The organism is Pantoea eucalypti (assembly GCF_009646115.1).
Taxonomy (GTDB): domain Bacteria; phylum Pseudomonadota; class Gammaproteobacteria; order Enterobacterales; family Enterobacteriaceae; genus Pantoea; species Pantoea eucalypti.
In genome coordinates this window covers 3,888,170-3,912,307 of sequence record NZ_CP045720.1, presented here as the reverse complement: position 1 = coordinate 3,912,307, position 24,138 = coordinate 3,888,170, and the positions used below count along the sequence as shown (strand labels likewise).

The window sequence follows — 24,138 nt, the reverse complement described above, 5'->3', positions numbered from 1 at the left end:
ACTGATTATGCTGATGTTATTCGCAACGGTTGCGCTGGTTCATCTGGTGGCATTGATGAGCCCCGGCCCTGATTTCTTTTTCGTATCGCAAACCGCCGCCAGCCGCTCGCGTAAAGAGGCGATGATGGGGGTACTGGGTATTACGCTGGGTATCGTTGTCTGGGCGGGCGTGGCGCTGATGGGACTGCATCTGATTCTGGAAAAAATGGCGTGGCTGCATCAGGTCATCATGGTCGGTGGTGGACTCTATCTGTTGTGGATGGGCTGGCAGCTGATGTGTTCGGCACGTCAGCGACACAAACAGCCGCAGCAGGATGAGCCCGTAGTTGAGCTGCCGAAACGCGGAATGAGCTTTCTCAAAGGCCTGCTGACGAACCTGTCGAATCCTAAAGCGATTATTTACTTCGGTAGCGTCTTCTCGCTGTTCGTCGGTGATGATGTGGGTTCGGCAGAGCGCTGGGGCCTGTTCCTGCTGATTATTGGTGAAACCTTTGCCTGGTTTACCCTGGTGGCGGCGATTTTTGCGCTGCCGTGGATTCGCACCCGCTATCAGCGGCTGGCGAAATGGGTCGATGGCATGGCAGGTGTCCTGTTTGCCGGTTTTGGTATCCATCTGATTATTTCGCGTTAAGCGCTGCAATCCCTTTATGCCGGAGAGCGCATTGCGCATCCGGCAAAACTTCATTGCCTGTGGTATCTCTCTGAACTTCACGTGCTTGACGACTGTCACAAACTGCACCTGTTAACGCCCCACTGTTACAACCGCGTATAAATCGTCACCCTTCTTTGATTAATGAAACCTTCACCTCCGGTATGATCGTATCGACGGACTCTGTTTTCATGGAGATGATAATGAACACAAAACCCCTGTTAGTGTTGTTAATCGCGTTCTGCATCAGCGCCTGCGTCGCGCCTGAGGCTGTCCATTATCGCGTTCCTGACCAGGTGAAGGGAGACAGGGTATCGGCCATCCTGGCGCAGTTGCCTCCGGTGTATGAGCAGCAGCAGGGCGAAAGAATTAACCAGATCTCCGCTGCGTTTCTCGGTACGCCTTATCAGGCGGATACGCTGATCGGCTCACCCGAAACACCAGAAGCGCTGGTGATCAATTTCAACGGAGTGGATTGTTTCACGCTGCTTGATTACGTTCAGGCGCTAAGCCGCAGCCACGATCGCGCCAGCTTTGAGGCTAACCTGATTCGGACGCGTTACGCGGGCGGAGAGGTCAGCTACCTGAAACGGCGTCACTTTTTTTCCGACTGGTTTGCTGAAAGCCCGCGTAATGCCACTGACATAACCCGCACACTCAGCCCGGATGCGGTGACGGTGGTGAAGCAACTGAATCGTGAGGTCAGCGGAAAAGAAAGGCTGCCCGGTCTGGGTGTGGTTCCCCGACGCATAACTTACATCCCAGCTCGCGCGATCACATCGCTGGTACTGAAGCAGATTCAGACCGGCGATTACATTGGCGTTTATACCAATGCTCAGGGGCTGGATGTGTCGCACGTCGGGATTGCCGTCTGGCATGATGGACGGTTGTGGTTCAGGAACGCCTCTTCGCTGGCCGCTCATCGCAAAGTGGTCGATACGCCATTCAGGGAGTATATGCGATCAAAACCGGGCATTATTGTGTTGCGTGCGGTGCCATTGACCGCGCCGTAGTGTCGCCAGGGAGAGGGGATGTGATGCAGGGAAGGATCGCGCCGACCTCAGCGTGTCGGCGCGTAAGGCCTTACGCGATCTTTCTGGCGCTGGCCAGCAGCGCGCCCACCGCCATAAACAGACCACCGAAAATGCGGTTCATCAACTTCATCTGTTTTGGCCCTTTAATCCAGCCAGCAATCCGCGTTGCCAGCGTGGCGTAGCCAATCATCACGATGATATCGACCACCACGGTGGTCACGCCCAGCACCAGATACTGCATAAACAACGGCTGATGCGGCTGGATAAACTGCGGGAACAGGGCGGCCAGAAAGACGATACTTTTCGGGTTGGTCAGGTTAACCAGCACGGCGCGTTTGAACAGGCGACGACGCGGCATCGCTTTGGCGACCGCATCCAGATCGATGCCACCTGCGGAGCGCCATTGCTGAATACCCAGCCAGACCAGATAGGCTGCACCGGCCCATTTCAGAATTTCAAATGCCAGCAGCGACTGAGAAAACAACGCGCCCAGACCGATACCGACCAGCACGATGTGCAGTGCCAGGCCGACCTGCAAACCGGAGATGGACGCTACCGTGCCGCGATAGCCGTGGCTGATACCGGTACTCATGGTGTTGATTGCCCCGGAGCCAGGCGACAGGCTGAGAATTGTGGTGGTAAGCAGATAGGTCAGCCACCATTCGATGGTCATGGGTCAGGCTCTCTTTAGTAACGGAATTGTGACACAATACGCCAGAAATAAGCGCGACGCTACGGCCTGCGCATGGCATTCATGACTCAGTATCCGGTCATCAGGAGGGCGAATGAATCAACACAAAGCCAGTTGGCTGCGACGTGAAAAAGCCTTTGCTGCCTTCGCCACCGGGCCGCTGCTCGATTTCTGGCACAGTCGTGAAGAACGGGAGTTTACCGGCGTAGGAAATCTGACACTGCGCTATGTCCGCTTCACATCGCCGCAACATAAGCGTGTGATCCTGATTGTGCCGGGACGCATCGAGAGTTACATAAAATATCCTGAGCTGGCGTACGATCTGTTTTACTGCGGATTTGATGTGGTGATCCTGGACCATCGCGGTCAGGGGCGTTCCGATCGCCTGCTGGAAGATTCACACCGCGGTCACGTGGCAGAATTTACCCATTACGTCGACGATCTTGAAACGCTCTATCTTAAAGAAATTGTCAGCGGTCACTATCAGCAGCGCTATGCGCTGGCTCACTCGATGGGTGGCGCAATCTTAACGCTGTTCCTGGCGCGTCAGCCGCAGGCGTTTCATGCGGCAGCGTTAGTGGCGCCGATGTTTGGCATTGCCTTGCCGCTGCCCTCATTTCTGGCCCATCGGCTTCTTGACTGGGCGGAGAAACGTCCGGCTATGCGCGATGGCTATGCGCTCGGCACCGGACGCTGGCGCGCGCACCCGTTTGGCATTAACCGGCTGACGCACAGCACCGAGCGTTACCGGCGAAACCTGCGATTTTATGCGGACGATCCGGCAATTCGCGTCGGCGGGCCAACCTACCACTGGGTGCGTGAAGGCATCCATGCCGGTCGCAATATTATCAGTCAGGTCGATAAGATCACCACGCCGCTACTGCTGTTACAGGCCAGCGACGATCGGGTGGTCGACAATCGTTCACAGGATCTGTTTTGTGCCGCAATGGCCGCGGCGGGTCATCCGTGTGAGGGCAATAAGCCACGGGTGATCGAGGGTGCGCGTCATGAGATCCTGTTTGAAAAGGATGAGATGCGCGCCGAAGCACTCAATGCAGTGGTCGACTTTTTTTCATCGCACCACTGACGTTTTTTATCCGACCGGTTAAACCGGCAGAACCAGATACCCGAGGTTTTCATGTATCACATCGTTGCATCCGATCTGGATGGCACGCTGCTTTCTCCCGAACATCGTCTGACCCCTTTTGCGCGTGAAACACTGCAGCAGCTGGTCGCGAAAGATATTCACTTTGTGTTCGCCACTGGCCGTCATCATATTGATGTCGGACAGATGCGCGACAGCCTGGCCATTCCTGCCTATATGATCACCTCAAACGGCGCGCGCGTGCACAACGCACAGGGCGAACTGGTGTTCAGTCATAATCTGGATGAGGACATCGCCAGCGATCTGTTTGGTCTGCAGTATCATCACAGCGATATTCTGACGCACGTTTACCGCGACGATGAGTGGTTTGTCAGCCGTTCAAGCCCGGCGGAGCAGGACTATTTCCGCGAGTCGGTCTTCAACTATCAGGTCTATGAGCCGGGTCTGTTGCCTACTGATAACATCAGCAAGGTTTTCTTCACCTGCGAAAATCCTGAGCATCTGATTCCGATGGAGCAGGCGATTGAAGCGCGCTGGGGCGACCGGGTTAATGTCAGTTTCTCGCTGCCCACCTGTCTGGAAGTGATGGCGGGCGGCGTGTCGAAAGGGCATGCGCTGGAGGCGGTCGCGAAGACGCTGGGCCATACGCTGAAAAGCTGTATCGCTTTTGGCGACGGCATGAATGATGTGGAGATGCTGAGTATGGCGGGTAAAGGCTTTATCATGCAGAACGCCCATCAGCGGTTGAAAGATACGCTGCCAGCGCTGGATGTGATTGGGTCGAATGCCGATGATGCGGTGCCGCAGATGCTTCGCACGCTCTATCTGGCTTAAGCCGTCAGCGTAAAACAGGGCCGGTTATCCGGCCCTGTTTTTATGGCCGTCAGGCGAGGGTCTTTTTGTGTTTGTGTTCGCTGACCATGGTCAGTAACAGCAGAATAACCGCCAGCACGCAGCCCGCAATCATCACCATGAAGCCGCCGTCCCAGCCGAAATAATCGACGGTGTAACCGACAATGGCGCTGGCCGCCACCGATCCGCCCAGATAGCCGAACAGGCCGGTGAAGCCCGCTGCCGTGCCCGCCGCTTTTTTCGGTGCCAGTTCCAGAGCATGCAGACCAATCAGCATCACCGGGCCGTAGATCAGGAAGCCAATCACGATCATGCAGGCCATGTCGACGCCAGGATTACCCGCCGGGTTGAGCCAGTAGATCACAGTTGCAATGGTCACCAGCGTCATAAAGAACACCCCGGTTGCACCGCGATTGCCGCGGAACACTTTGTCCGACATCCAGCCACACAGCAGCGTGCCCGGAATCCCCGCATATTCATAGAGGAAGTAGGCCCACGACGATTTATCCAGCGTGAAGTGTTTTACTTCGCGCAGATAGGTCGGCGACCAGTCGAGAATGCCGTAGCGCAGCAGGTAGACAAAGACGTTGGCCAGCGCGATGTACCACAGCAATTTGTTTGGCAGCACATACTTCATGAAGATCTGTTTTGCCGTCAGCTCCTCTTCGTGGCTGGCATCGTAATCAGGCGGATAGTCGTTTTTGTACTCTTCAATCGGCGGCAGACCACAGGATTGTGGGGTGTCCCGCATCAGCGCAAAGGCCAGAATTGCAATGGCAATCGCGCCAAACGCTGGCATGTAAAGTGCTGCTTTCCAGTCGTTGAACCAGGCCATGCCGAGCAGGAACAGCAGAGGCGGAATACCGCCGCCCACGTTATGCGCACAGTTCCAGACCGAGACAATCCTGCCGCGCTCCTTCTGCGACCACCAGTGAACCATGGTACGTCCACAGGGTGGCCAGCCCATGCCCTGGAACCAGCCGCAGACAAACAGCAGCACGAACATCACCATGATGCTGGACGTCGCCCAGGGGACAAATCCCATAATCAGCATCACTGCTGCTGCCAGAATCAGGCCAGCCGGTAAGAAGACGCGCGGGTTTGATCGGTCAGAGACCGAGCCCATGATGAATTTTGAAAAGCCGTAGGCAATGGAGATGCCGGATAAGGCAAAACCGAGATCGCCACGTGAAAAACCCTGCTCCACCAGATAGGGCATGGCGAGTGCGAAGTTTTTCCTGACCAGATAGTAGGCCGCGTAACCAAAGAAGATCCCGATGAAAATTTGCCAGCGCAGGCGACGGTAGAGCGGATCGACATGATCCTCCGCCACCTGCGGCTGACGTGGTGCAGGTTTAAAAATGCTCAGCATCAGTGAGGCCCTCCAGGGCACATTATGGTTTTTTATTCCCAGCAGGTTGGGGCAGGAAAAGAGCAGAAAAAAATGGACGCAGGATGTTCCATTTCGCGCAAAGAATAGTGTTAGTTGCGCAACGTTACTGTGATGAGTGACACATTTGTTACAGTTTTATTACAGTTGAGAGCGAATATGATCATCCGATGGATCATTTCGCACATTTTATCTGGCATAAAACCCATTCCGGCACCGCTTATGTCAGTAAGTGTAAACAAGTCATTTTTCGGGCGTTTTAATCGCCTGGTTAGTAATCAGATGTCAACCAGATTTAACAGCCTGAGGGCTGCACATTGTTTACACTGACGGCCTGTTTATTTCGGGATCGTCACCGTGTTTTTATTGATTATTACCACCATTCTGTGGTCCTTTTCGTTCAGCCTGATTGGCGAGTATCTTGCCGGTCAGGTAGACAGCTGGTTCTCTGTGCTCATGCGTCTGGCGCTTGCTGCGCTGGTGTTTCTCCCTTTCCTGCGCTGGCGCGGCCATCGCCCTTCGACATTGCTGCTTTATATGCTGGTGGGGATGTTGCAGCTGGGCGTGATGTATCTGCTGAGCTTCGAAGCCTATCTCTACCTGAGCGTGTCGGAGTTCCTGCTGTTTACGGTGATGACCCCGCTCTACGTGACGCTGATTTATGATCTGATCAGCCGTCGTCCGTTGCGCATCGGCTATATCTTCAGTGCGTTGCTGGCGGTGGCAGGCGCGGCCATTATTCGCTATGACAAAGTCAGCGATCATTTCTGGTTTGGCCTGCTGTTAGTGCAGCTGGCAAACATCTGCTTTGCGGCGGGAATGGTAGGTTATAAGCGTCTGCAGGAGACCCGACCCATGCCGCAGCATACCGCTTTCTCCTGGTTCTATCTGGGGGCAGTGTTGATTGCGGTGATCGCCTGGTGTGCCTGGGGTAACCCGCAGAAGTTGCCGACGACTTCATTGCAGTGGGGCATTCTGGTCTGGCTGGGGGTGGCAGCTTCCGGTCTCGGCTATTTTATGTGGAATTACGGTGCGACGCAGGTCGATGCCGGTACGCTGGGCATTATGAATAACATGCACGTTCCCGCCGGGCTGCTGGTAAATCTGGCTATCTGGCAGGAGAAGCCGCACTGGCCGAGCTTTATTGCGGGCGCGCTGGTGATCCTCGCCTCGCTGTGGGTGCATAAGCGGTGGGTGGTGGGGCGTAGTGACCGGTAATCATTAGGTGCTGGGACAAACCGTTGCTGTAGGCGGACTGCGGCCTCCCGGGCTGGCGCGTCCGATCGCGAAGGAATCTCACCTCCCTGTGGATCGTCCGGGCCATCCCTGGCTCGGACGCTTCGCTCTTCAGACGCGCCAGCCCTGGAGACTTAACAGCATCATCGCAGTTGAACAAAGGACTCAGAGCGAATATGAAGGAGGGGATGGCGGGTTGAGAAGTAAAGCGTCCGCCGCAAGGACAAAAACGTCGGGAGCGTTTTTGAACAACGCACAGCGTCGGCCCGCTTGCGGGCGAGCCTCACGGATGAGGCGAGTAAACCGGCGGTCGAGGCTCCAGGGATGGATTTACGCCGTCTTTACGCAGCAACCCGCCATTTCCGACTGGATGGCGCCATATCAGGCAGGCTTCTCACTCTTAGGACGCTGAATCATCGCCAGCCCTTTCAGGAAGTTGCGCAGAATCTGGTCGCCACACTCGCGATAGTTCTTATGATCCGGTTTGCGGAAAATCGCGCCAATCTCAGCCTGTGAAACAGTAAAATTCACGCGCTTCAGGACATCAGGAATGTCGGTGGTTTTCAGATCAAAAGCGATGCGCAGCTTTCTCATGAAGATATTGTTAGTCATCTTGCGTTCTATGGACGGCGCGGGCGCATCTTCACTTTTGCCACGACGGTAAAAGATCAGGCCATTCAGAAAATAACCCATCAGCACATCCGGGCAGGGACGAAACGCGGCATCGTCATCTTTTTTCAGCCACGCCTGAATATCCGCTACCGGCACGTCACATTGCGCCAGCGCAAAAATCTCCACCATTTTGGCATCGCTCAGATTGAGCATGTAGCGCACGCTGCGCAGAATATCATTGTTAGTCATGGTGAGATCTTCTCATGTTCAGTCGACAGGCTGCGCATTATAGGGGATTTCGCCCGCGTTCGCGCAGGTTTGTGCCCGCCGGATTACCGCTGTAATACTGCACCGGGCAGCGCGGCGTCGCGCACAAATGGCAGATGCTCGCAGGCGTGCTGACGGGCAAAGCGGATAAAGGCTTCCAGCACAGGCTGACGCTGCTCGCCTTCGCGCACGGCGGCATAAAGACGGCTCCAGAGGCCATCGCCCAGCGTGCGGGTAACGACCAGACCCTGCTTCTCAAAACTCTCCACCACCCAGTGCGGCAGTGCGGCAATCCCCATGCGCGCCGACACCATCTGAATCATCAGCAGGGTGTTATCCACACTTTTCAGAGCCGGACTCACGCCCGCTGGCTGCAGGAAGTGACGCCAGATATCCAGACGCTGACGCTGAACCGGATAGATCATTAACACTTCATCGGCCAAATCTTCTGGCGAAATCTGCTCAACCTGCGCCAGCGGGTGGTCCGTCGCCAGTACCAGCCGCACTTCATAATCAAACATCGGCGAGTAGAACAGGCCCGAGCGCGCCAGAATGTCGGAGGTCAGCACCACATCCAGCTCACCCTGTTGCAGAGCGGGCTGCGGATCAAAGGTCACGCCTGATTTGAAATCCATCACCACCTGCGGCCAGCTCTGGCGGAACTTGTCCAGCGCGGGAGTCAGCCACTGAATGCAGCTGTGACACTCAATCGCCACCCGCAGCGTGGTCTGATGCGGCTCATGACAGGCCTGCAACGCCTGCTGAATCTGCGGCAGCACCTGCTCAGCCAGCTGCAGCAGAATATCCCCCTGCGGCGTAAAGCGTAGCGGCTGACTTTTACGCACGAACAGGCGGAATCCCAGCCGCTGCTCCAGATCGCTGAACTGATGAGATAACGCCGATTGCGTCTGATGAAGCTGGGCCGCCGCCGCCGCCAGCGATCCCGTATTGCGCAGAGCCTGAAGCGTCCGCAGGTGCTTGAGTTCGATCATGAGAGTCCTTCACATCGAAAATGAACATATTGCGCTTGAGAGACATACAGTACCCGCAGATTATAGCAGTGTAAACATCTGGACGGCTAAACATCTTTGGCTGCCCATTTTAGCCAAAGTGAAAGATTATCTGGAGAACAGCACATGACTATCCTCAACCATATCCTCGGCTTTCCCCGCATTGGTCTGCGCCGTGAACTGAAAAAAGCACTGGAGAGTTACTGGGCAGGCGACAGCACGCAGCAGGCACTACTGGCGACGGGCCGCGAGCTGCGGGCGCGACACTGGCAACAGCAGAAAGAGGCGGGCGTCGATCTGCTGCCGGTCGGCGATTTCGCCTGGTATGATCATGTGCTGACCACCAGCCTGCTGCTGGGCAATGTGCCTGCACGTCATCAGAACACAGAGGGCACCGTTGATCTGGATACGCTGTTTCGCGTGGGGCGCGGGCGTGCGCCGACCGGCGAACCCGCGGCGGCGGCAGAAATGACCAAATGGTTTAACACCAACTATCACTACATCGTGCCGGAATTTACTCAGGGCCAGACATTTAAACTGAGCTGGACTCAGCTGCTGGACGAGGTTGATGAGGCGCTGGCGCTGGGCCATAACATTAAGCCGGTGCTGCTCGGGCCGGTGACGTATCTGTGGCTGGGTAAAGTCAAAGGTGAACCCTTTGAACGTCTGTCGCTGCTGGCGGCGATTTTGCCGGTCTATCAGCAGGTGCTGGCGGAACTGGCAAAGCGCGGCATCGAATGGGTACAGATTGATGAACCCGCCCTGGCGCTGGAGCTGCCGCAGACCTGGCGCGACGCCTTTCAGCTGGCGTATGACGCTCTGCAGGGCCACAGCAAGCTGCTGCTGACCACCTATTTTGACAGCATCGGCCAGAACATTGATGTGATTCGTGCGCTGCCGGTGCAGGGCCTGCATGTCGATCTGGTCCATGGCAATGATGATATTAAGCAGCTGAATCAGCAACTCCCCGCCAGCTGGCTGCTGTCGCTGGGCGTGATCAACGGACGTAATGTCTGGCGCGCCGATCTGAGCCGCTGGTTCAGTCGCCTGCAACCGCTGACCAGAGAGCGTGAGCAGCTGTGGATTGGATCTTCCTGCTCACTGCTGCACAGCCCGATCGACCTGAGTGTCGAGACCCGCCTGGATGACGAAGTCAAAAGCTGGTTCGCCTTTGCGCTGCAGAAATGTGCTGAGCTCTCGCTGCTGAGTCAGGCTCTGAACAACAATGATGCGGCGTCGCTGGACGCCTGGAGCGCGCCGGTGCAGGCCCGTGCTCACTCCCGACGGGTGCATAATGCGGCGGTGGGGCAGCGTCTGGAGGCCATCACGCCACAGCACAGTGAGCGGCAGAGTGCTTACCCGGTTCGCGCCGTCCTGCAGCGTCAGCGTTTCAATCTGCCCGCCTGGCCTACCACCACCATTGGCTCTTTTCCACAGACCACTGAAATTCGCGGCCTGCGTCTCGACTTTAAACAGGGCCGTCTTGACAGCAGTCATTACCGCACCGGCATCGCGGAGCACATTAAACAGGCGATTACCGAGCAGGAGCGGCTGGGGCTTGATGTGCTGGTGCATGGCGAAGCAGAACGTAACGATATGGTTGAGTACTTCGGCGAGCATCTGGACGGCTTTGTCTTTACCCAGAACGGCTGGGTGCAGAGCTACGGTTCTCGCTGTGTGAAACCGCCTGTCATTATTGGCGATATCAGTCGCCCGGAGGCGATCACTGTGGAGTGGGCCCGCTATGCCCAGTCGCTGACGGACAAGCCGGTAAAAGGGATGCTGACCGGTCCGGTGACGATTCTCTGCTGGTCATTCCCGCGTGAAGATGTGTCACGTGAAATCATCGCTAAGCAGATCGCGCTGGCGCTGCGTGATGAAGTGGAAGATCTGGAGAAGGCGGGCATCGGGATTATTCAGATTGATGAGCCTGCGCTGCGTGAAGGTCTGCCCCTGCATCAGTCTGAGTGGGCGACCTATCTGAACTGGGCCGTTGAAGCGTTCCGGCTGAATGCGGCGGTGGCGCGGGATGAAACCCAGATTCACACGCATATGTGTTACTGCGAGTTTAACGACATTATGGACGCCATCGCAGCCCTGGATGCGGATGTCATCACGATCGAAACTTCGCGTTCTGACATGGACCTGCTGGAGTCGTTTGAAGATTTCGAGTATCCGAATGAAATCGGGCCCGGCGTCTATGATATTCACTCCCCCAATGTTCCCAGCGTGGAGTGGATAGAAGCACTGTTGCTGAAGGCGGCGAAACGGATTCCGGAAACACGTCTTTGGGTAAACCCGGACTGCGGTCTTAAGACGCGTGGCTGGACGGAGACGCGTCAGGCGCTGGCGAATATGGTGACGGCGGCGAAGAAACTGCGTGGTGAGACGGCGTAGGAATGGGGCCGGTGGGTAAAATCAGGGGCGCAGAAGCGCCCCTTTTTCATTTATTTTGATGCCACGCCATACTGCCTGAACCAGGCCAGCATGCGTTGCCAGCCATCATTCGCTGATTCAGCATGGTAGCTCGGACGGTAATCAGCATTAAACGCATGTCCCGCTTCGGGATAGACGATGATCTCGGCGGTTGCATTAGCGGCATGCAACGCCTGACGCATCTGCTCGACGCTCTCCAGTGGAATGCCGTCATCCTGACCACCATACAAACCTAACACCGGGGCACTCAGGTCGACCGCAATATCAATAGGATGCTTCTGCTGCTTCAGCGTACACTCACCGGTCAGTCGCCCGTACCAGGCAACCGCGGCGCGCAGCTGTGGGTTATGCGCGGCGTAGAGCCAGCTGATGCGGCCACCCCAGCAAAAACCGGTGATGCCCATGCGACGGATATCACCGCCATTACGCGCCGCCCAGTTAGCGGCATGATCGAGGTCAGCCAGCACCTGAGTGTCAGGGACTTTACTGACCAGCTCGCTGAATAGCGTCGGGATATCATTGTATTCAGAAGGATCGCCCTCGCGGAAATAGAGCTCGGGAGCGATCGCCAGATAGCCTTCCAGCGCAAGACGACGGCAGATATCCCGGATGTGTTCATGCACACCAAAGATTTCCTGCACCACCAGGACAACAGGCAACGGGCCTTCCGCTGAGTGAGGCTTTGCAAAAAATGCCGGCATGTTTTCGCCCTGGCTGGGAACCGAGGTTTCACCTGCGTGAATGGCCGGGCTTTCGGTAATGATGGTCGTAGAGGCGGTGGGCTGCACGGCAGGGGCAAAGCCGCCCGTCGCCGGTTTTTGTGCCATATTATCACTGGGTTTCATTATTCTCTCCGTGCAAGCATTTGCGCAATCACGTAACTATAGCCTGGCGACAAAGCATATGCGCCAGGTGTCGGGTAACAGAATCAGCAGCGAATAAAATCATCCTCCTCTTTAACATTGCGCTGACCCGGACACAGCCTCGCGAAGAGCTATCGGGACCAGGAAGATGTTATTGTGTGATATCAATCACATTTCATCTGGCTGGAAATGTAACTTTCATTTTCTTAAGTGAATGCTGTCACATATTTATCGGGCGTGCTGGCGTAGAGTGGCGCGATACCTTCCCTTAACAGGAGTCTGAAAAATGACACAGTCTGACGTTTTCCATCTTGGCCTGACTAAAGCCGATCTGCAGGGCGCCACCCTGGCGATTGTGCCGGGCGATCCGGAGCGTGTGAAGAAAATTGCCGGACTGATGGAAGATGCCACGCATCTCGCCTCACACCGTGAATTTACTTCATGGCTGGCAAAAATTGATGGTAAACCCGTTGTGGTCTGCTCAACCGGTATTGGCGGTCCTTCAACGTCGATTGCGGTGGAAGAGCTGGCACAGCTCGGCGTGCGCACCTTCCTGCGTGTCGGGACCACTGGCGCGATCCAGCCACATATCAATGTTGGCGATGTACTGGTGACCACCGCATCGGTTCGTCTGGACGGGGCCAGCCTGCATTTTGCGCCGATGGAGTTCCCGGCAGTGGCAGATTTTGCCTGTACCACCGCACTGGTTGCTGCCGCAGAAGCCTGTGGCGCGAAGACCCATATCGGTATCACCGCCTCATCTGACACCTTCTATCCGGGCCAGGAGCGTTACGACACTGTTTCAGGCCGCGTCGTCAGCCGCTTTAAAGGTTCGATGAAAGAGTGGCAGGAGATGGGTGTACTTAACTATGAGATGGAATCCGCTACACTGTTAACCATGTGCGCCAGCCAGGGTCTGCGAGCCGGCATGGTGGCGGGCGTGATTGTGAACCGCACGCAGAAAGAGATCCCTGATGCGGTCACCATGAAACAGACAGAAAGTGACGCAGTGAAGATTGTGGTCGAAGCGGCGCGTCGCTTGCTGTAGGCCGCGTCAGGCAGCAGGTTTTTGTCCAGACTCAAAACCTGCTGCCGGTCGTTAATGGCGCGTAACGTCAGTGAAACCTGAGAGTGTTTATGCGCAACACCATTCCTGTCCGACGTCCTCTCCCCGGCGCGAATCCTGCCGCACTCAATGCCCGCCTGGAACGCAGTGCCGAACGTTTCCGTGCCGCCATGCAACAGGGCGACTATGCGCTGGCAGCCCAGTGCTGCGAAGAGGTGCTGCGCTTAATGCCCAACCAGATGCAGGTGCTGAGCGACTACGCCCTTTGTCTGCTGCGTCTGGGTCAGTACAATAAAGCGTACAAAATCTATCAGAAGATTTATCAGTCACCGCCCGCTGTGCAGGCTACAGCTTCTGAAACCTGGCTGGATGGCCTGACCGAAGTGTGTGGCTGGCTGGATAAAAAGGACGAAGTCGCACGTTACGGTCTGGCGTCGCTGATGCGTTCTGATGCACGTTTCAGTCAGGGGCAGTGCATGGCCTTTCCCGCTCCGCAACCTGAGCCTGTTGATCTCCGTCAGCCGCAGCAGAATGTCATTGCTTTCTGCCTGTATGGCGATCAGCCACGTTACTGCGAAACCTTAATCAAAAACGTTGAAGTCGCGCCTGAGTTTTATCCCGGCTGGGTCTGTCGCATCTATCTTGATGACAGCGTGCCGCAGCATGTCTGGCAGCGCCTTGACCAGTCGCACGTCCAGCTGGTCGATATGTCTCATGAAAAAACTTTGTATCCAACCCTGTGGCGTTTTCTGGTGCTCGACGATCCCGCGGTGAAGCGCTTTATCGTGCGCGATGCCGACTCGTTGCTCTCGGAGCGCGAAGCGGCGGCGGTTAATGCCTGGCTGGCGTCGCCTTACTGGTTCCACCATATGCGTGACTACTTCTCTCATACCGAACTGCTGCTGGCAGGGATGTGGGGCGGCTGTCACGGCGTCTTCCGGGGTGTGGAACAGGCGATGCGTGATTTCATCGCGCAGTATCAGGGTAGTGAACGCTTCACCGACCAGTATTTCCTCAAGGTAGCGCTGTGGCCAACTGTGCGCGAAAGCCTCCTGAGCCATGATGAGTTGTTTCATTTCCATCAGGCCCAGCCGTGGCCTGACCATACGCCTGTGCGCTGGAATACGCCGCATTTTCACGTTGGTAGTAATGCGGGATTTGCCAGTATGACCGGTAAAACCAGCGCCGCTGACGGTAACCGGCAGCGCGTCGCGATCACCTCCGGCGAGACAACCTGGCACTATCTGGCGCAGGTCAAAAACGGTGAATGGCTGCTGCCGATGCCGTTTTTCCTGATTGATGCGTGGCAGGCTGGAAAGCTGACGGTGGCGGCTCTGTAAGCCGCTGAGTCTGGCTAAAATTGTCTGGACATTCATACAGTGCGACTCTACCTTTTCCCTCAGCAGCCTGAGTCGCGGGGAAATCATGGATCAGCACATCATCATCAGCGCCTGTCTGGCGCTTGCCGGGTTAGGGATTGGCTGGATGCTGGCACAGTTACGTGCCGGTCATCAGGTCGCCAGTTTCCAGACCGAGCGCCGTCTGCAGGAAGAGGCGCAACAGCGCCAGCAGCAGCAAATCGAACAGCTTCAGCAGCAGACGCAGCAGCGTGAGCAGGAACTGCGTCAGCTTCACGGCGCACTAAGCGGTGCCAATGAGCGACTGCAACAGCTTGATTACTGGCGCAATGAAAGCGAACAGCTCAATCGTGAACTGCGTAATCAGCTGGAGGTTAACAGCGCGCAGGAAGCAGAACTGCGTGAAGTGACCATCCGCCTGGAAGAGACCCGCTTCGCAGCTGAAGAGAAACAGCGCCTGCTGACCAACAGCGAACAACGCCTCAGCGCCCAGTTTGAAAACCTCGCCAACCGTATTTTCGAAAACAGCGGCCGTCGCGTCGATGAACAAAACCGCCAGAGTCTGGATGGGCTGATTGGCCCGCTGCGTGAGCAGCTTGATGGCTTTCGTCGTCAGGTTCATGAGAGCTTTGGCGCAGAGGCGCGTGAACGCCACACCCTGACCCATGAAATCCGGCAGTTACAGCAGCTGAATGCGCAGATGGCGCAGGAGGCATTAAACCTGACCAAAGCGCTGAAGGGCGACAACAAAATTCAGGGTAACTGGGGTGAAGTCGTATTGGGCCGCGTGCTGGAAGCCTCCGGACTGCGTGAAGGTTATGAATATGAAACCCAGGTGAGCATTCAGTCAGAACAACAGGGCAGGATGCAGCCGGATGTAATAGTGCGTCTGCCGCAGGGCAAAGATGTCGTCGTGGATGCCAAGATGACGCTGGTGGCTTATGAGCGCTACTTCAATGCAGAAGATGAAATTGAACGTGAGCAGGCGATTCAGGAGCATGTCGCTGCCATGCGGGCGCACATCCGTCTGCTGGGCCGAAAAGATTATCAACAGTTGCCCGGTTTACGATCGCTGGATTATGTGTTGATGTTTATCCCGGTTGAGCCCGCCTTTATGCTGGCCATTGATCGCCAGCCTGAGCTGATTGGCGAGGCACTGCAGCAGAACATCATGCTGGTCAGCCCCACCACACTGCTGGTGGCGTTGCGAACCATTAATAATCTCTGGCGCTATGAGCATCAGAGCCGCAATGCACAGCGTATTGCCGATCGGGCAACCCGGCTTTATGACAAGATGCGGCTGTTTGTCGATGACATGACCGGCATTGGTCACAGTCTTGATAAGGCGCAAAACAGCTATCGCGAGGCGATGAAAAAGCTGTCAGAGGGGCGCGGCAACCTGATTGCGCAGACAGAGGGATTTCGGGCGCTGGGCGTGGAGATCAAACGGCCCATCAACCCGCAACTGGCCGAACGCGCCATGCCGGAAAACCGGGCGGATGAGGATGCAGATGACGACAGGGATGCGGATGAGAGTGAGCCGCGTGTGAGACGCCTCCACGAATAGTATGGGCGCAGCGTGCCTGACTTCCGTGACTCTGATACACTTCGGGAAGTATTGTTTGTGGAGCAGGTAAAACCGATGGCAGATGAATCACAGCAGGAAACCACCCATTTTGGCTTTCAGACGGTCGCCAAAAGCGAAAAAGCTGACAAAGTCGCGGACGTGTTTCACTCCGTAGCGGCAAAATATGACCTGATGAACGATTTGATGTCGTTTGGCGTCCATCGTATCTGGAAGCGTTTTACCATTGACAGCAGCGGCGTACGTCGCGGTCAGCGCGTGTTAGATTTGGCCGGCGGTACGGGCGATTTGACCGCAAAATTCTCTCGCCTGGTGGGCGAAACCGGTCAGGTTGTCCTGGCCGATATCAACAGCTCCATGCTGAAGATGGGCCGCGAAAAGCTGCGCAATCAGGGTGTGGTTGGCAATGTGAGTTACGTACAGGCCAACGCAGAAGCTCTGCCTTTCCCCGATAACTATTTCGACTGCATCACCATCTCCTTTGGTCTGCGCAACGTCACGGAAAAAGAGAAAGCGCTGGCCTCGATGTTCCGTGTCCTTAAGCCGGGCGGACGTCTGCTGGTTCTGGAGTTCTCTAAGCCGGTGCTGGATCCGCTGAGCAAGGCGTATGATGCTTACTCATTCCACATTCTGCCGCGTATCGGACAGCTGGTGGCGCAGGATGCAGAGAGCTATCGCTATCTGGCCGAATCGATACGTATGCATCCCGATCAGGAGACCCTGAAAGCGATGATGAACGATGTCGGTTTTGAAAATACCACTTACTCCAATATGACCGGCGGCATTGTCGCGCTGCATCGTGGATTTAAGTTCTGAGTGAGATGGTAATGAACCTGATGCCCTTGATTACCGCGGGCCTGGAAACGGCGCTGAACCGTATTCTCTATCGCGATCGCGGCCTGAAACCGGCGCGGCAACGTCTGAATGGCAAAGTGCTGACGCTGCGCCTGACTGAGTTCTCTTATCCGCTGGTGCTGGTTTTCAGTGAACAGCAACTGGACGTGTTATCGGACTGGCAGGATAGCAGTGACTGCACGGTGATCACCTCGCTGAAAACGCTGACGAAGCTGCGCGATCGCCAGCAGCTGACGCCGCTGATTCGCAGCGGTGAGCTGCAGGTTGATGGCGACCTGCAGGTAGTGCAGCAGTTCTCCGCGCTGATGGATCTGGCTGAGCTGGACCCGGCAGAATATCTGGCTCCCTGGGTAGGCGATATCGCCGCACAGGGCATCAGTCAGCGCTCGCAACAGGCATTCCGCTTTTTCACAGGCGAAGTGCAGCGTCGCCAGGATTATCTCGGACAGGCTATCACCGAAGAGTGGCGTGTTGCGCCTGGCTCACTGGAATTAGCCTGGTTTTCTGAGGAGGTCGACGCGATGGAACGTTCGCTTGAGGCGCTTGATGCGCGTCTGGCGCAGCTGGAGGCAAAATGAGTTTTGGAGAGATCCGCCGCTTATATCTGATCATGAAGGTGTTTCTGACCTATGGCCTTGATGAACTGATACCTCAGACACGCCTCACATTCCTGTTTCGCCTGTGGCGTCGCTCTGTTTTCTGGATCCCGAATCTGCATCAGCATGAACCCATCGGCGCACGTATGCGCATGGCGATGGAGCAACTGGGTCCGGTCTGGATCAAGTTCGGGCAGATGCTCTCGACCCGTCGGGATCTCTTCCCGCCGCTGATCGCCGATCAACTCGCGATCCTGCAGGACCGCGTAGCGCCCTTCGATGGCGTCAAAGCGAAAGCGCAGATTGAAGCCTCAATGGGCGCGCCGATTGAAACCTGGTTTGATGATTTTGATATCAAGCCACTGGCGTCGGCATCCATTGCACAGGTGCACACCGCCACGCTGAAATCGACCGGCAAGAAAGTGGTGATCAAAGTGATCCGCCCCGATATTTTGCCGGTGATCAAAGCGGACATGAAGCTGATCTATCGCCTGGCCCGCTGGGTTCCGCGTCTGCTGCCGGATGGCCGCCGTCTGCGTCCGGTCGAGGTGGTGCGCGATTATGAGAAAACCCTGCTTGATGAGCTGAACCTGTTACGTGAAGCAGCCAACGCCATTCAGCTGCGCCGGAATTTTGAAGACAGCCGCATGCTCTACGTACCGGAAGTCTATTCAGATTACTGCAGCGAAACCATGATGGTGATGGAGCGTATCTATGGCATTCCCATCTCAGACGTTGCTACGCTGGAACGCCATGGCGTGAATATGAAGCTGCTGGCTGAACGTGGCGTGCAGGTCTTTTTCACCCAGGTCTTTCGCGACAGCTTCTTCCATGCGGATATGCATCCGGGCAACATCTTTGTCAGCTATGACCATCCGGAAGATCCACAATATATCGGCATTGACTGCGGTATCGTGGGTTCACTGAACAAAGAAGATAAGCGTTATCTGGCGGAAAACTTTATCGCCTTCTTTAACCGTGATTACCGTAAGGTCGCGGAACTGCATGTAGACTCCGGCTGGGTGCCGCCCGATACCAATGTCGAAGATTTCGAGTTTGCGATTCGTACGGTCTGCGAACCGATTTTTGAAAAGCCGCTGGCTGAGATCTCCTTCGGACATGTGCTCCTGAACCTGTTTAACACAGCACGCCGCTTTAACATGGAAGTGCAGCCGCAGCTGGTCCTGCTGCAAAAAACGCTGCTTTATGTGGAAGGGATTGGCCGTCAGCTCTATCCTCAGCTCGATCTGTGGAAGACAGCCAAGCCGTTCCTGGAAGAGTGGATTAAGGATCAGGTCGGTCTGCCGGCCATTATCCGTGCGGTGAAAGAGAAAGCGCCATTCTGGGCTGAAAAGTTACCCGAGCTGCCCGAGCTGTTTTACGACAGCCTGCGCCAGCACAAGTTGCTACGGCATAGCGTCGATAAATTGGTGGGTGATATGCACGCACAGCGCGTTCGTCACCATCAGGCGCGCTACCTGTTTGGCGTCGGGGCAACGTTGCTGTTAAGCGGAACGGCTGTACTGCTCACCCGACCGGACTGGGACTTCTTCCCGGCGGTGTTAATGGCGGCGGGAATCGTCTCCTGGTTAATCGGCTGGCGTAAGACAAACTGATTGTCACGTCCGTCTAAAAAAAGGTAATGTCGCTGGCTCAGGCCCGGTTGAAAAGGGCACTCTGTGGTGCATTACCTCATCGTTTTCACAGAATATTAGAGGCTATCTCATGGGCGGTATCAGTATCTGGCAATTGGTAATCATTGCCGTCATTGTTGTACTTCTGTTCGGTACCAACAAATTACGTAATCTGGGTTCGGATTTAGGTTCTTCGATTCGTGGCTTCAAAAAAGCCATGAGTGACGAGGACGATAAAAAGGATCAACCGAAAGAGCAGGATGCTGACTTCGCGGCCAAAACGCTGGCTGATAAACAGCACACTTCGGCTACCAAAGAAGACACCAAGAACGACAAGCAGGTGTAAACCGTGTTCGATATTGGTTTTAGTGAACTGGTATTAGTGTTCGTTATCGGGCTGATTGTACTCGGCCCGCAACGTTTACCGGTTGCGGTGAAAACCGTAGTCGGCTGGATCAGGGCGATTCGTTCGCTGGCAGCCAATGTGCAACATGAACTGGCGCAGGAGCTCAAGCTGCAGGAGCTGCAGGACAGCCTGAAAAAGGTGGAAGAAGCGAGCCGCGGCACGCTCTCACCTGAGCTGAAAGAGTCGATGGAAGAGCTGCGTAAAACGGCGGATTCAATGAAACGCTCGGTCAGTCAGAGCATCGACATTGAAAAAGAGGAAGACGAGGCAAACACCATTCACTCGGCCCAGCACAGGCCCGTGTCTCATCCTGCTTCAGAAGCAGGAGACGCATCTGAGTCTGGCACGGCGGAACTTTCGGCGACACCGGCTACCGCAGAACATCAGGCCAGCGCGCCAGCACAGGCCCCTGCTCCGGTTTCAGACGCTGTCACGGCTGTGCAACCTGCTGCGGCACCTTCCGCTGTTGCCACTGCCCCGGCACAGGCTCCGTCAGCCGTTTCATCCGCGCCGGCTGTGCAATCTTCTGCCGCACCTGCCGCCGTGGCCAGCGCACCGGCACAGGCGCCTGCGGTTGAAGCCGCCAGACCGGCCAATACTGCGCGACATTCCGCTCCACCCTCTTCTGCAAGTGATGAACGATAATGGCCGTTGAAGATACTCAACCGCTCATCAGTCATCTGATTGAGCTGCGTAAGCGACTACTGAATTGCATGATCGCAGTATTAGCGATTTTTCTGGTGCTGGTTTTCTTCGCCAATGATATTTACCAGCTGGTCGCGGCACCTCTGATTAGCCAGATGCCGGTTGGATCGAGCATGATCGCGACTGATGTCGCCTCACCGTTTTTCACCCCGATTAAGCTGACTATCATTGTGTCGGTGTTTCTTGCGGTGCCAGTGATCCTCTATCAGGTCTGGGCATTTGTCGCTCCGGCGCTATACCGGCATGAGCGCAGGCTGGTTATGCCACTGCTCTTTTCCAGCACTTTCCTGTTCTATTTCGGCGTAGCGTTTGCCTATTTTGTGGTCTTTCCGCTGGCATTCGGTTTTTTCACCAAAACCGCGCCGATCGGCGTCACCGTTGCGACAGATATTGCCAAATACCTCGATTTTGTCATGACGCTGTTTATGGCATTTGGCGTGGCGTTTGAAGTGCCGGTGGCGATTGTGCTGCTGTGCTGGACCGGCATCACCAGTCCGGACGATCTGAAGAAGAAACGTCCTTATATTCTGGTGGGTGCCTTCGTCGTCGGGATGTTGCTCACACCGCCGGATGTTTTTTCCCAAACTTTGCTCGCTATTCCGATGTACTGCCTGTTTGAAGTCGGCGTATTCTTTTCCCGTTACTACGTGGGTAAAGGCCGCCGGTCACAGGATGAGGACGAGAACATCGACTCCTGATGCCGACCGCGTTACCGTTACCCGCACAGGCGGGAAGCGATCAATCCAAACCGCCCTGATGGGCGGTTTTTGTTTATAAACTGTGGGAAAAATTATGTTTGATATCGGTGTAAACCTGACCAGCACGCAATTCGCCTCCGACCGGCAAAAGGTGGTTAAACGCGCGCGTGATGCGGGCGTCACCGGCATGCTTATTACCGGCACTAATGCGCTGGAGAGCCAGCAGGCTCAGCGGCTGGCTGAAGCGCAACCCGATTTCTGCTGGTCTACCGCGGGCGTTCATCCTCATCATGCCAGCGAATGGTCCACGGACATTGCCAGTACCCTGCGTCGACTGGCTGAAAAACCGGAAGTGGTGGCTATCGGTGAGTGCGGGCTCGATTTTAATCGCAACCTGTCGGCGCATGAGCAGCAGGAGTATGCGTTTGATGCACAGCTGGCACTGGCGGCGGAACTCAACATGCCGGTGTTCCTTCACTGCCGTGAAGCCCATGCACGTTTCGCCGCGGTGCTTGAACCCTGGCTGCCAAAATTGCCGGGTGCGGTGATTCACTGCTTTACCGGCACGCGTGATGAACTTGAAGGCTGTCTGGCCATGGGATTATCCGTGGGGATCACGGGCTGGGTGTGCGATGAGCGTCGTGGTCTGGAACTGCGAGAGCTGCTGCCACTGATTCCGGCCGATCGTCTGCTGCTGGAAACCGATGCACCGTATCTGCTGCCACGCGACATGCGCCCGCGCCCGACTTCACGCCGGAACGAACCCTGCTTTTTACCGCATATTGTGCATCAGGTGGCGACATGGCGTGGGGAGAATGCTGACGAACTGGCGGTCCGCATTGATCAGAATGCGCGGACGTTGTTCAGACTGGCTTAAAGCTTGCGGAACTGCTTGTTATCCACACTGCGCATCACCTGCTTGTTCAGCAGATTAAGCAACAGAATCGAGCGTGTTTCACCATCCGGCTCGGCAAAGATGGCGCGCAGCCCCTCAAAGGTCCCTTCAGTGATAACCACTTCGTCGCCGCTTTGAGGGGTTTCCGGATCAAGCAGGATTTGCGGGACATCAGTCTCCAGCGCTTCAATCACGGCCGATGGCACGGTCGCAGGTGTGGTGCCGAAGCGCACAAAGTGGCTGACACCGCGCGTGCTGCTGATGGTCGTGGTGTGAATCGCTTCCGGATCGAATTCAATAAACAGATAATTTGGAAACAGTGGCTCACTCACCGTGGTACGTTTTCCGCGCACGATCTTTTCCAGAGCGATCATCGGACTCAGGCAATGCACTTCCTGCCGCTCCAGATGCTCCTTCGCGCGCAATAGCTGTCCACGTTTGCAATAGAGTAAGTACCAGGATTCCATAACTGCTCCCATTGAATGGACGCTAAGAATAGCAAACCTGCTGCCAGAGTTATAGCGCAGGGGCAGGGTAAAGCGTCCTGCAAAGAAAATAAACTGAGACTTTTCTTAACAGGCCGGCTGGCAGGTGAAAAGGTAACTGAAAATTGACGTCTGCTTAAGAGGCTGCACTATAAACCTCAGCATATCCGCTTAATCAGACCTATAATGGCCGATTCACTCTGGCCGGAAAGCTAAAGCCGCATGAAATATCACGATTTAAGAGACTTTCTCGCGCTGCTCGAACAGCGCGGTGAGCTAAAGCGCATTACCCAGTCGATCGATCCCGAACTGGAAATGACCGAAATTGCCGATCGCACACTGCGCGCCGGTGGTCCCGCCTTGCTGTTTGAAAACCCGAAAGGGTACGACATGCCGGTACTGTGCAATCTGTTCGGCACGCCAAAGCGCGTGGCAATGGGCATGGGCCAGGAGGAGGTCAGCGCACTGCGTGAAGTGGGTAAACTGCTGGCCTTCCTGAAAGAACCGGAGCCGCCAAAAGGCTTCCGCGATCTGTTCGATAAAATGCCGCAGTTTAAGCAGGTTCTGAACATGCCGACCAAACGGCTGCGTAATGCACCCTGTCAGGAGGTGGTGTTCAGTGGCGATGACGTTGATCTGACGCGCATTCCGGTGATGAAGTGCTGGCCCGGTGATGCGGCACCGCTGATTACCTGGGGCCTGACTGTGACGCGCGGCCCCCATAAAGAGCGGCAGAATCTTGGTATCTATCGGCAGCAGGTGATCGGCAAAAATCGTCTGATTATGCGCTGGCTGTCGCACCGTGGCGGTGCGCTTGATTATCTGGAGTGGACGAAAGCGCATCCGGGTGAGCGTTTTCCGGTGTCGGTGGCGCTGGGTGCCGATCCTGCCACCATTCTTGGTGCCGTGACGCCGGTGCCTGATACGCTGTCAGAATATGCGTTTGCCGGTTTGCTGCGTGGCAATAAAACAGAAGTGGTGAAGTGTCTCTCGAACAATCTCGAGGTGCCTGCCAGCGCTGAAATCGTGCTGGAAGGGTATATCGAAGCGGGCGATATGGCGCCGGAAGGCCCTTACGGTGACCACACGGGCTACTACAATGAAGTAGATAGCTTCCCGGTGTTTACTGTGACGCATATTACGCAGCGCCATAAGCCTATCTATCACTCTACCTACACTGGCCGTCCACCGGATGAACCTGCGGTACTGGGTGTGGCGCTGAATGAAGTGCTGGTGCCGATTCTGGTGAAGCAGTTCCCGGAGATCGTGGACTTCTATCTGCCGCCAGAGGGTTGCTCATACCGCCTCGCGGTTGTGACAATTAAAAAGCAGTACGCAGGGCATGCCAAACGTGTCATGTTTGGCGTCTGGTCGTTTTTACGGCAGTTCATGTACACCAAATTTGTTATTGTGTGTGACGATGACGTTAATGCGCGTGACTGGAACGATGTGATCTGGGCGATCACCACGCGTATGGATCCGGCTCGCGATACGGTATTAGTGGAAAATACCCCGATCGATTATCTCGATTTCGCCTCGCCTGTGTCCGGGCTGGGATCGAAGATGGGGATGGATGCGACCAACAAGTGGCCGGGTGAAACGCAGCGCGAATGGGGTACACCCATTGTGAAAGACCCTGCGGTCACCGCGCGCATTGATGCCATCTGGGATGAGCTAGGTATTTTTGATCAGCCGCCACAGCGTTGATGG

23 protein-coding genes are annotated in these 24,138 nt (G+C 55.8%); 17 read left to right on the top strand and 6 right to left on the bottom strand.

The genetic code is table 11. The annotated features are described in order from the left end of the window. The first annotated feature begins 7 nt into the window (after positions 1–7). Together rhtC and EE896_RS18230 are read left to right on the top strand one after the other, a co-directional pair. Positions 8–631 (top strand): threonine export protein RhtC, encoded by a 624-nt coding sequence (rhtC, locus tag EE896_RS18235; protein ID WP_078805039.1) that lies wholly within the window; start codon positions 8–10, stop codon positions 629–631. 221 nt (positions 632–852) lie between these two features. Then, the gene (locus tag EE896_RS18230; protein WP_140916080.1) at positions 853–1,662 is read left to right on the top strand and encodes a DUF1460 domain-containing protein; all 810 of its coding nucleotides are present in this window, start codon (positions 853–855) and stop codon (positions 1,660–1,662) included. Positions 1,663–1,732: 70 nt separating this feature from the next. Here EE896_RS18230 and rhtB read toward each other — a convergent pair whose 3' ends face one another. Next, complete coding sequence (gene rhtB, locus EE896_RS18225; protein ID WP_003854387.1) at positions 1,733–2,356, bottom strand: homoserine/homoserine lactone efflux protein; 624 nt, start codon at positions 2,354–2,356, stop codon at positions 1,733–1,735. 112 nt (positions 2,357–2,468) lie between these two features. Between rhtB and pldB the strand changes: the two genes are divergently transcribed. Both pldB and yigL read left to right on the top strand, forming a co-directional pair. Further along, complete coding sequence (gene pldB / locus EE896_RS18220) at positions 2,469–3,461, top strand: lysophospholipase L2 (protein ID WP_140916081.1); 993 nt, start codon at positions 2,469–2,471, stop codon at positions 3,459–3,461. A gap of 51 nt (positions 3,462–3,512) precedes the next feature. Further along, positions 3,513–4,313 (top strand): sugar/pyridoxal phosphate phosphatase YigL, encoded by an 801-nt coding sequence (gene yigL, locus EE896_RS18215; RefSeq protein ID WP_003854392.1) that lies wholly within the window; start codon positions 3,513–3,515, stop codon positions 4,311–4,313. Positions 4,314–4,362: 49 nt separating this feature from the next. Here the strand turns inward: yigL and glpT are convergent, their stop codons facing one another. Then, positions 4,363–5,703 (bottom strand): glycerol-3-phosphate transporter, encoded by a 1,341-nt coding sequence (gene glpT, locus EE896_RS18210; RefSeq protein WP_003854394.1) that lies wholly within the window; start codon positions 5,701–5,703, stop codon positions 4,363–4,365. Positions 5,704–6,078: 375 nt separating this feature from the next. Between glpT and EE896_RS18205 the strand changes: the two genes are divergently transcribed. Continuing rightward, entirely contained in the window at positions 6,079–6,939 is an 861-nt protein-coding gene (locus EE896_RS18205; RefSeq protein WP_140916083.1) for a carboxylate/amino acid/amine transporter, read from the top strand. A 399-nt stretch (positions 6,940–7,338) separates the two neighbouring features. Here the strand turns inward: EE896_RS18205 and EE896_RS18200 are convergent, their stop codons facing one another. Then, positions 7,339–7,818, bottom strand: coding sequence for a YehS family protein (locus EE896_RS18200; protein WP_003854397.1), 480 nt, complete (start codon positions 7,816–7,818; stop codon positions 7,339–7,341). 83 nt (positions 7,819–7,901) lie between these two features. Continuing rightward, positions 7,902–8,828 carry an HTH-type transcriptional regulator MetR gene (gene metR, locus EE896_RS18195; RefSeq protein ID WP_003854400.1) on the bottom strand — a complete coding sequence of 309 codons (927 nt, stop codon included), beginning with the start codon at positions 8,826–8,828 and terminating at the stop codon, positions 7,902–7,904. Between the two features lie 144 nt (positions 8,829–8,972). On the opposite strand from metR, the gene metE reads away from it, so the two are divergent. After that, positions 8,973–11,243, top strand: a complete 2,271-nt coding sequence (gene metE, locus EE896_RS18190) for a 5-methyltetrahydropteroyltriglutamate--homocysteine S-methyltransferase (protein ID WP_140916084.1) — start codon at positions 8,973–8,975, stop codon at positions 11,241–11,243. Positions 11,244–11,293: 50 nt separating this feature from the next. Here the strand turns inward: metE and EE896_RS18185 are convergent, their stop codons facing one another. Next, complete coding sequence (locus tag EE896_RS18185) at positions 11,294–12,127, bottom strand: dienelactone hydrolase family protein (RefSeq protein ID WP_140916086.1); 834 nt, start codon at positions 12,125–12,127, stop codon at positions 11,294–11,296. 304 nt (positions 12,128–12,431) lie between these two features. Here EE896_RS18185 and udp point away from each other — a divergent pair, with 304 nt between their 5' ends. From udp to tatD, 10 genes are all read left to right on the top strand, one after another. Continuing rightward, positions 12,432–13,193: a uridine phosphorylase gene (gene udp, locus EE896_RS18180; RefSeq protein WP_008926449.1), complete on the top strand. Its 762-nt coding sequence runs from the start codon at positions 12,432–12,434 to the stop codon at positions 13,191–13,193. A gap of 89 nt (positions 13,194–13,282) precedes the next feature. Beyond that, complete coding sequence (locus tag EE896_RS18175; RefSeq protein ID WP_140916087.1) at positions 13,283–14,551, top strand: tetratricopeptide repeat protein; 1,269 nt, start codon at positions 13,283–13,285, stop codon at positions 14,549–14,551. 85 nt (positions 14,552–14,636) lie between these two features. Beyond that, positions 14,637–16,136: a DNA recombination protein RmuC gene (gene rmuC / locus EE896_RS18170; RefSeq protein ID WP_140916089.1), complete on the top strand. Its 1,500-nt coding sequence runs from the start codon at positions 14,637–14,639 to the stop codon at positions 16,134–16,136. Positions 16,137–16,211: 75 nt separating this feature from the next. Next, entirely contained in the window at positions 16,212–16,970 is a 759-nt protein-coding gene (gene ubiE / locus EE896_RS18165; protein WP_008926452.1) for a bifunctional demethylmenaquinone methyltransferase/2-methoxy-6-polyprenyl-1,4-benzoquinol methylase UbiE, read from the top strand. A gap of 11 nt (positions 16,971–16,981) precedes the next feature. Beyond that, a complete protein-coding gene (ubiJ, locus tag EE896_RS18160; RefSeq protein WP_008926453.1) occupies positions 16,982–17,587 on the top strand; it encodes a ubiquinone biosynthesis protein UbiJ in 606 nt (201 codons plus the stop codon). After that, entirely contained in the window at positions 17,584–19,221 is a 1,638-nt protein-coding gene (ubiB, locus tag EE896_RS18155) for a ubiquinone biosynthesis regulatory protein kinase UbiB (RefSeq protein WP_008926454.1), read from the top strand. The genes ubiJ and ubiB overlap by 4 nt, the downstream gene beginning before the upstream one ends. Positions 19,222–19,330: 109 nt before the next feature. After that, positions 19,331–19,585, top strand: a complete 255-nt coding sequence (gene tatA, locus EE896_RS18150) for a twin-arginine translocase TatA/TatE family subunit (protein WP_008926455.1) — start codon at positions 19,331–19,333, stop codon at positions 19,583–19,585. Positions 19,586–19,588: 3 nt separating this feature from the next. Then, positions 19,589–20,290: a Sec-independent protein translocase protein TatB gene (gene tatB, locus EE896_RS18145; RefSeq protein WP_078805033.1), complete on the top strand. Its 702-nt coding sequence runs from the start codon at positions 19,589–19,591 to the stop codon at positions 20,288–20,290. Next, entirely contained in the window at positions 20,290–21,048 is a 759-nt protein-coding gene (gene tatC, locus EE896_RS18140; RefSeq protein ID WP_008926457.1) for a Sec-independent protein translocase subunit TatC, read from the top strand. The genes tatB and tatC overlap by 1 nt, the downstream gene beginning before the upstream one ends. Before the next feature lie 94 nt (positions 21,049–21,142). Continuing rightward, positions 21,143–21,925 (top strand): 3'-5' ssDNA/RNA exonuclease TatD, encoded by a 783-nt coding sequence (tatD, locus tag EE896_RS18135; protein WP_140916091.1) that lies wholly within the window; start codon positions 21,143–21,145, stop codon positions 21,923–21,925. On the opposite strand, the gene rfaH is transcribed toward tatD, so the two are convergent. After that, positions 21,922–22,410 carry a transcription/translation regulatory transformer protein RfaH gene (gene rfaH, locus EE896_RS18130; protein ID WP_008926459.1) on the bottom strand — a complete coding sequence of 163 codons (489 nt, stop codon included), beginning with the start codon at positions 22,408–22,410 and terminating at the stop codon, positions 21,922–21,924. The two genes, tatD and rfaH, sit on opposite strands and share 4 nt — an antisense overlap. A 240-nt stretch (positions 22,411–22,650) precedes the next feature. Here rfaH and ubiD point away from each other — a divergent pair, with 240 nt between their 5' ends. Beyond that, a complete protein-coding gene (ubiD, locus tag EE896_RS18125) occupies positions 22,651–24,135 on the top strand; it encodes a 4-hydroxy-3-polyprenylbenzoate decarboxylase (RefSeq protein ID WP_008926460.1) in 1,485 nt (494 codons plus the stop codon). Positions 24,136–24,138: the final 3 nt, after the last annotated feature.

Bases quoted from the DNA above. Each gene is read 5' to 3' on its own strand.
- rhtB (WP_003854387.1), bottom strand. From the start codon at position 2,356: ATGACCATCGAATGGTGGCTGACCTATCTGCTTACCACCACAATTCTC.
- glpT (WP_003854394.1), bottom strand. From the start codon at position 5,703: ATGCTGAGCATTTTTAAACCTGCACCACGTCAGCCGCAGGTGGCGGAG.
- metE (WP_140916084.1), top strand. From the start codon at position 8,973: ATGACTATCCTCAACCATATCCTCGGCTTTCCCCGCATTGGTCTGCGC.
- EE896_RS18230 (WP_140916080.1), top strand. From the start codon at position 853: ATGAACACAAAACCCCTGTTAGTGTTGTTAATCGCGTTCTGCATCAGC.
- ubiD (WP_008926460.1), top strand. From the start codon at position 22,651: ATGAAATATCACGATTTAAGAGACTTTCTCGCGCTGCTCGAACAGCGC.
- yigL (WP_003854392.1), top strand. From the start codon at position 3,513: ATGTATCACATCGTTGCATCCGATCTGGATGGCACGCTGCTTTCTCCC.
- tatC (WP_008926457.1), top strand. From the start codon at position 20,290: ATGGCCGTTGAAGATACTCAACCGCTCATCAGTCATCTGATTGAGCTG.
- rmuC (WP_140916089.1), top strand. From the start codon at position 14,637: ATGGATCAGCACATCATCATCAGCGCCTGTCTGGCGCTTGCCGGGTTA.
- rfaH (WP_008926459.1), bottom strand. From the start codon at position 22,410: ATGGAATCCTGGTACTTACTCTATTGCAAACGTGGACAGCTATTGCGC.
- ubiE (WP_008926452.1), top strand. From the start codon at position 16,212: ATGGCAGATGAATCACAGCAGGAAACCACCCATTTTGGCTTTCAGACG.
- tatA (WP_008926455.1), top strand. From the start codon at position 19,331: ATGGGCGGTATCAGTATCTGGCAATTGGTAATCATTGCCGTCATTGTT.
- tatD (WP_140916091.1), top strand. From the start codon at position 21,143: ATGTTTGATATCGGTGTAAACCTGACCAGCACGCAATTCGCCTCCGAC.
- EE896_RS18185 (WP_140916086.1), bottom strand. From the start codon at position 12,127: ATGAAACCCAGTGATAATATGGCACAAAAACCGGCGACGGGCGGCTTT.
- ubiB (WP_008926454.1), top strand. From the start codon at position 17,584: ATGAGTTTTGGAGAGATCCGCCGCTTATATCTGATCATGAAGGTGTTT.
- pldB (WP_140916081.1), top strand. From the start codon at position 2,469: ATGAATCAACACAAAGCCAGTTGGCTGCGACGTGAAAAAGCCTTTGCT.
- metR (WP_003854400.1), bottom strand. From the start codon at position 8,828: ATGATCGAACTCAAGCACCTGCGGACGCTTCAGGCTCTGCGCAATACG.
- ubiJ (WP_008926453.1), top strand. From the start codon at position 16,982: ATGAACCTGATGCCCTTGATTACCGCGGGCCTGGAAACGGCGCTGAAC.
- EE896_RS18200 (WP_003854397.1), bottom strand. From the start codon at position 7,818: ATGACTAACAATGATATTCTGCGCAGCGTGCGCTACATGCTCAATCTG.
- EE896_RS18175 (WP_140916087.1), top strand. From the start codon at position 13,283: ATGCGCAACACCATTCCTGTCCGACGTCCTCTCCCCGGCGCGAATCCT.
- udp (WP_008926449.1), top strand. From the start codon at position 12,432: ATGACACAGTCTGACGTTTTCCATCTTGGCCTGACTAAAGCCGATCTG.
- rhtC (WP_078805039.1), top strand. From the start codon at position 8: ATGCTGATGTTATTCGCAACGGTTGCGCTGGTTCATCTGGTGGCATTG.